The following is a 6,333-nucleotide window of genomic DNA, read 5'->3' on the forward strand; positions in this document are numbered from 1 at the left end:
GGGATGGTCCATCGGGCGGCTCCACGACACGTGAAGCCGATCCAGCTCTCATCGCCGGCTCATAGAGATCCCATCGGATCGACCAAGCCGGACTCCTTAGCTTGGCCCCATGACGAAGACCACGGACACGAACAAGCGCCCGCGCCGCCGCCAGATCCTCCTCGGAACGAGCCTGTTCCTCGTGGGAGGTCTCATGCTGAGTGGCTGCGCCGGCACCACCAGCTCTTCCTCGGCCACGACCGGGACGTCGACCTCGACCGGCGCCACCGGTGACGTGACGGTCGCGCAGGCAGCGACCGAGGTCACCGAGTCCGACTCGAGCACGACCGCCGACACCATCACGAACACGACCGAGGCGATCACCGCGTTCCTCGACACGCTCTCTGACGAGCAGCGCGAGGCCGTCACGTACGACTACGACGACGAGACCAAGACGACCTCGTGGTCGAACTTCCCCACGACGTTCGTCGACCGTGCCGGTCTCGACGTCGCGGACCTCACCGAGGAGCAGCAGGTCGCCGCCCTCCAGGTGATGGAGGCGCTGCTGAGCGACGACGCGTACGAGACCGTGTCGAACATCATCGCCAGCGACCAGTACCTCGCTGACAACAGCAGCAGCGACGTCGCCACCCTGGGCCAGTACTACATCGCCTTCTTCGGCGACGCTTCCGACACCAGCGCCTACGAGGTCCAGTTCGGCGGACACCACCTCGGCATCAACGCCACCCTCGACGGGACCGCCGACGCGATCACCTTCGCCCCGACGCACCTCGGCGTGCAGCCGGCTGACTGGACCACCGAGGACGGCACCGAGGTGCAGGCTTTCGACGGGATCTACACCGACGCGTTCGCGTTCTACGACTCCCTGACGGCCGAGCAGCAGGAGACCCTGACCTCGGGCGAGGTGACGATGTGCGCCCCCGGCGACACCTGCGAGTTCACCACCGGGTCGGGCCTCATGGGTTCGGACCTCACCGACGAGCAGCGCGAGCTGCTGCTCGACCTGATCGCGAACTGGTCGGGCATGGCCGACGAGGAGAGCGCCGCGGCCACCCGTGCCGAGATCGAGGCGACCCTCGACGACACCGTGATCGCGTGGTCCGGCGAGACGACCTACGACATGACCCAGGGCGACGGCATCAACTTCTCCATCTCGGGCCCGAACGTCTACGTCGGGTTCCAGGCCCAGGACGGCTCCGCCGGTGCCGACATCGACGGCGTCGTGACCTCGGGTTGGGGTCACGTGCACACCATCTACCGCGACCCGAGCAACGACTACGCGAACAGCGTCGAGCAGCAGGCGGCGACCGGCATGGGCGGTGGCGGTGGCGCTCCCGCCGGTGGCGGCCCCGACGGCAACTAGCCGCCACACCCCACGGGAAGGCCACCAGCTCACGAGCTGTGGCCTGCCCGCCCGGGGCGAACGAGCCCCCACCGCACCGGCACCTGAAGGAGAAAGCGAACCCATGACGAACCACGACCCCAACCAGCCGCAGAACGCCGCATCGTTCCCGCCGGCCGTTCCGCCCGTCGACCCCTCGACCGCGCCCGCCACCGCGACGGCTGCCGGACCGGCTGCCGCACCCGCCGTCGCACCCAAGAGGTCGTTCTCCCGCCGCGTGCTGGCCGTCGTCAGCGCGGCGGCCCTGGTGGTCGGACTCCTCGTCGGAGGAGGTGCCGGCATCGCCCTCGGCACGACTGTCTTCGGCGGCAACAGCAGCGGCACCGAGCAGGGCGGGTTCGATCGCAACGGCACGCGCCCGGACTTCGGCGACGGCGGGCCGCCCGACATGGGCACTGCTCCTGACAGCGCGACGCCTCCCGCCACGGACGACGACACGTCCACCGACGACTCCGGCTCGACCGGCAGCGACTCGTCGTCCTGACGTGTGGCGGCCCGGACATGACTCCTGAACTGCCGACCGTTCCGCGGGGCGCGACACCCCCGGCGCTGCGGGACGTTCGGACCGGAGCCGTGTTCAGTCCTGAGGACGCGGCGGCCCGGATCAGCGCCTACGTCTACGGGAACATGGTCGTCCTGGCCGCCCTCGCCTCCCTCAGCCAAGACGCGATGACCTCGGGGCACGCTGTCCTGGTCGTGGCGGGGGTGGCGGCGTCGACGTTCCTGGCCCACGCCGTCGCTGACGGCATCGGGCGTCGGCTTCGCTCCCCGCACCGGCTCACCACAGGTCAGCTCGTTTCCGAGCTTCGAGACTCGGTGCCCGTGCTCTCGGCCGCGATCCTTCCCGTGCTGCTGCTGGCCGTCACCTCCTGGTCGAGCATCCCGGGCGTCTGGGCTCAGGGGATCGCGGGGATCTACCTCGTGATCCGTCTCGGCCTCATCGGAGCCCTCGTCGCGCGATACCGCGGTGTGCCGAGTTCACGACGTACGGTCCTCGCCGGCCTGACGCTAGCTGCACTCGGTGCCGTGATCACGGTGATCAAGGTCACCGTCGGGCACTGATCGCGTCGACCGATGAAGCCCGCCCCGGGGATGCCGTCAGGGTGTGGGGTCGAGGAGGCGCGCGGTCCAGTCGCGCAGGGCGGCGACGGCCCGGCGTGACAGGGTCGCTCCCGGCATCATGCTCGTCGCCCCGTGGAACGCCCCCGGCCACACGTGCAGCTCCGCCTGCACGCCGGCCGCCCACAGCGCGCTGGCGTAGGCGACCGTCTCGTCGCGGAACACCTCGGCGCTGCCGCAGTCGACGTACGCCGGCGGCAGGCCGGCCAAGTCCGTCGCTCGGCCGGGGGCCGCGTAGATCGACACGTCGTCACCGCCGCGACGGTCGCCGAGGTAGGCGTCCCAGCCGAACCGGGTCATCTCGCGGTCGGCGACGCCCACCCCGTCGAACTGTCGGGCCGAGAGCGTCGCGTCGCGGTCGTCGAGCATGGGGCTGACGAGCACCTGCCCGACGACGGCCGGCCCCTGTCGGTCCCGGGCGAGGAGCGCCGTGCCCGCGGCGAGTCCGGCCCCGGCGCTCTGGCCGACCAGGACGATCCGCTCGGGGTCGACGCCGAGCTCGTCGGCGTGTTCGGCGACCCAGACGAGGCCGGCGTAGCAGTCCTCGACCGGGTACGGGTCGGGGTGCTCCGGGGCGAGCCGGTAGTCGGGGCTGACGAGGACGACGTCGTGCACGAGCAGCCAGTCGTCGTACGAGTCGAGGTTGCCGAGGTGATGGCCGAACATCATGCCGCCGCCGTGGATCGCGTAGGCACAGGCGGCCGTCCCGGTGCGCCCGATGCGCTGGACCACCGCGAGGGTGATCGGGTCGCCGAGGTGCCCGGGCACGGTGATGCTGCGCCTCTCGAGACCGCGGGCGCGCAGTCCTTCGTCGAGTTGCGCCTCCGTCATGTCCAGCTGTCGCATCCGCGGCAGCATCTCGGTCTCGAGGCGGAAGCGGCCGCGGGCGTCCATCGCTTCCAGGAACGGCGTGAACTCGGGGTCGAACGGCGGGCGGGGCAGGGCGGTGGTGTCAGGCACGAGAGGGCTCCTGGGTGGTGGGGGTGAGAGTGGTCGAGGGTGCAGGTGCGGCGGTTCGTGCGCGGAGCATCCCGACCACGACGAGCACGGCGGCGACGGCGGCGAGGCCGAGCCCGGCGACCGTGAGGGCGTCCTCGAAGCGCGCGAGCCGGGCGGCCGTCCACGGGGTGGTCGTGATGCTGCCGGTGACGAACGCCGCGACGATCGTGCCCGCGGCGGCGACCGCGGCTCCGCCCGTGAGCTCGCTCGAGGTGTCGACGAGGGCCGCGCCGACCGAGGTGCGGTCGGCGGGGAGGCCCGTGAGCACGGAGGCTCCGGCCACGACGCCGACCACGCGCATGCCGGCGGCGACGAGCACGAGAGCGACGAGCACCCAGACGTACCCGTGACGGCTCAGGGCACCGAACACGGCGAGGCCCGACACGACCGCGGCCGCGCTGACCCACGCCGCCCGGCCGAGGCCGACCCGCTGCACGAACGGCCCCACGAGGCGACCCCCGGCCAGCAGCACGACGACCTGCGGCAGCGTCCCGACGGCCGCGAGGGCCGGCGGCCAGCCCCAGGCGAACTGCAGCTGCAGCGTCACGAGGTACGACAGCCCGGCGACGGCGAGGCCCGACGCGGCCTTGAAGGCCAGGCCGCTCGACACCAGGGGGCGGGCGAGCAGGTGCAGGTCGACCACCGGGTGCCGCGCCGTCCGCAGGCGCACGACGAACCCGACCCCGCACGCGACGGTCAGCACGACGGCGGCCCACCCCCACGAGGAGGTGGTGGTCGGCCCGACGAGGACGGTCGGCGTCACGAGCAGCCCGGTCACGGTCGCTGTGCCCAGCAGCGCGCCGCCCACGTCGACGGGGTCCGGCCGCAGCCCCGCGGCGTCGTCCCGGGCGACGCCGCACCGGATGCCGACGAACGCCAGCACCGCGATCGGCACGTCGGCCAGCAGCAGCACCTGCCACGGGGCAACGGCGAGCACGAACCCGCCGACGGTCGGGCCGACGGCGAGGCCGACGAGCCCCGCGGTCGAGATGACCGTGAGGGCCCGGACGCGAAGGCCCTCGTCGTCGAACAGCCGGAACGCCAACGCCATCGACCCCGGTGTGGTCATCGCGGCAGCGACGCCCGTCAGCACGCGGACGGTGACGAGCTGCTCGGTCGTCGTGACCGCCACGGTGGCGAGGCTCGCCACGGCCAGCAGCGCGAGGCCCGCGAGCATGACGCGGCGGCGCCCCACCCGGTCGGCGACGGCGCCGAACAGCAGCATGAGCCCGCCGAAGGCGACCGCGTAGGCGCCCGACACCCACTGCAGGCCCGTCGTCGACGAACCCAGCTCGCGGCCGATCGTTGGCAGGGCGACGTTCAGCACCGAGGTGTCGAGCATCTCGAACAGGAACACCGCGGACAACCCGGTCAGGGCGATCCACGCGTCGGACAACCGCGGAGGCGCGTCGCCGGCACGCAGGCGAGGGCGGGTGAGAGAGGGGCTGGGCGGCACGGGACGCACTCCTTCGAGGGAAGAAGTGGCGACTCGTTCGATGCCGCGTGCGGGTGCGTCACAGAGCGCGACGCCTTTTACCTCAGTGACGAGCACGATACACGGGCCACCGCGGAAGGAGAACTCCGACGCGGCGCCGACGTGACCGGACGCCTCGGTCGGTCAGGCCGCTTCGGCTTCGGCGATCACGCGTCGGAGGGTGATCAGGGCGTCGCGGACGCGGGTCTTCATCGTCCCGATGGCGACGCCGGCCTCGCGGGCAGCCTCGCTGTGGCTCAGCCCGCCGAAGTACACCAGCTCGAGGGCCTGCTGCTGCAGGTCGGTCAGGGTGCGCATGGCCCTCGTCACCCGCTCGTGCTCGACCCGCGTCTCGGCGGTCTCCGCCACGTCGTCCCGTGCGTCGTCGAACTCCCTGGCACCGACCGCGAGGTCGCGGTCACGTGCGGACTGGGAGGCGCGCACCCGGTCGACGGCGCGGCGGTGCGCCATCGTGAGCAGCCACGACGACGCCTTGCCCCGCGCGGGGTCGAAGCGAGCGGCGGTCTGCCAGGCTTCCAGGAAGATCTCTTGCGTGACCTCCTCGGACTGCGCCGGGTCGACCAGGATGCGCCGGACCAGACCCAGGACGCGCGCAGCCGTGCTGTCGTAGAAGAGCGCGAAAGCTTGCTGGTTGCCTTCGGCGACGAGGACGAGGAGGTCGTCGTCGGAGCGTTCGACGCCCCAGGGCGGAGCGGGTGCGAGAGGCATGACGTCCAGTCCGGGTGGCTCGGTGGTCGGGGTCGTGTGCCCCGACGACACCCCGTGGACTCTATGCGTCTGAAACGCAAGTGACGACCCCAGAACGGGGGTGCACGTTTCGTCTGCGGCGGTCGTCAGCCGCGGCGCAGGAGGTGTTGGGTGACGGCACCTTGCCACGAGTGACCGTAGCGGGTCGTCCCGGCCGCCGTGCGGACGACGAAACGACCGGTGCGGTAGGCGAGGCGTCCGTGGCTGACGAGCTGCTCGCCGATCCTCTCGGCGATGGCCCAGGTGTCCGGCGACTCGAAGCTGATCGCGACCGGGAAGCGAGATCGCGGCAGGTGCACCTCGACGGGTGCTGCGCCAGCGTGGATCGGGAGCTGCCCCAAGAGCATGGCGGGCGTCGTGGATGACGTGAGGTGCGACACAGAGGTGGTCCGTTCGTCTGTCGGTAGGCCTGTTCAGGCAGAGGAAAACCCCCTCCTGCACGGGTGCAGGAGGGGGCCCACCGGGATCACCAGCCCTCGAGGCGGAGATGAGGACTGGTGCGTCGTCACGGAGACGACCCGGTCGGGTGTTACTCCGTGGCGGCGGTGATCTTCGCGACGCCGACGAGCAT

7 protein-coding genes are annotated in these 6,333 nt (G+C 71.7%); 3 read left to right on the top strand and 4 right to left on the bottom strand.

Going from position 1 to position 6,333, the window contains the following annotated elements; genetic code table 11:
- The first annotated feature begins 109 nt into the window (after positions 1 to 109).
- The 3 genes from ASG05_RS13100 to ASG05_RS13110 all read left to right on the top strand — a co-directional run bounded on the left by ASG05_RS13100 (position 110) and on the right by ASG05_RS13110 (position 2,464).
- A complete protein-coding gene (locus ASG05_RS13100; RefSeq protein WP_056261595.1) occupies positions 110 to 1,363 on the top strand; it encodes a DUF3500 domain-containing protein in 1,254 nt (417 codons plus the stop codon).
- Positions 1,364 to 1,466: 103 nt separating this feature from the next.
- Positions 1,467 to 1,886, top strand: coding sequence for a hypothetical protein (locus tag ASG05_RS13105; RefSeq protein WP_056261599.1), 420 nt, complete (start codon positions 1,467 to 1,469; stop codon positions 1,884 to 1,886).
- A gap of 89 nt (positions 1,887 to 1,975) precedes the next feature.
- Entirely contained in the window at positions 1,976 to 2,464 is a 489-nt protein-coding gene (locus tag ASG05_RS13110) for a hypothetical protein (RefSeq protein WP_235491515.1), read from the top strand.
- Between the two features lie 36 nt (positions 2,465 to 2,500).
- Here the strand turns inward: ASG05_RS13110 and ASG05_RS13115 are convergent, their stop codons facing one another.
- From ASG05_RS13115 to ASG05_RS13130, 4 genes are all read right to left on the bottom strand, one after another.
- Positions 2,501 to 3,481: an alpha/beta hydrolase gene (locus ASG05_RS13115; protein WP_056261602.1), complete on the bottom strand. Its 981-nt coding sequence runs from the start codon at positions 3,479 to 3,481 to the stop codon at positions 2,501 to 2,503.
- Positions 3,474 to 4,976, bottom strand: a complete 1,503-nt coding sequence (locus ASG05_RS13120) for an MFS transporter (RefSeq protein ID WP_369814057.1) — start codon at positions 4,974 to 4,976, stop codon at positions 3,474 to 3,476. The genes ASG05_RS13115 and ASG05_RS13120 overlap by 8 nt, the downstream gene beginning before the upstream one ends.
- Before the next feature lie 162 nt (positions 4,977 to 5,138).
- Entirely contained in the window at positions 5,139 to 5,723 is a 585-nt protein-coding gene (sigK, locus tag ASG05_RS13125) for an ECF RNA polymerase sigma factor SigK (protein WP_042545575.1), read from the bottom strand.
- A gap of 125 nt (positions 5,724 to 5,848) precedes the next feature.
- Positions 5,849 to 6,109 carry a hypothetical protein gene (locus ASG05_RS13130; RefSeq protein ID WP_056261605.1) on the bottom strand — a complete coding sequence of 87 codons (261 nt, stop codon included), beginning with the start codon at positions 6,107 to 6,109 and terminating at the stop codon, positions 5,849 to 5,851.
- Positions 6,110 to 6,333: the final 224 nt, after the last annotated feature.

This window comes from Frigoribacterium sp. Leaf186, assembly GCF_001423905.1.
Lineage (GTDB): Bacteria > Actinomycetota > Actinomycetes > Actinomycetales > Microbacteriaceae > Frigoribacterium.

Bases quoted from the DNA above. Each gene is read 5' to 3' on its own strand.
- ASG05_RS13100 (WP_056261595.1), top strand. From the start codon at position 110: ATGACGAAGACCACGGACACGAACAAGCGCCCGCGCCGCCGCCAGATC.
- ASG05_RS13105 (WP_056261599.1), top strand. From the start codon at position 1,467: ATGACGAACCACGACCCCAACCAGCCGCAGAACGCCGCATCGTTCCCG.
- sigK (WP_042545575.1), bottom strand. From the start codon at position 5,723: ATGCCTCTCGCACCCGCTCCGCCCTGGGGCGTCGAACGCTCCGACGAC.
- ASG05_RS13130 (WP_056261605.1), bottom strand. From the start codon at position 6,109: ATGCTCTTGGGGCAGCTCCCGATCCACGCTGGCGCAGCACCCGTCGAG.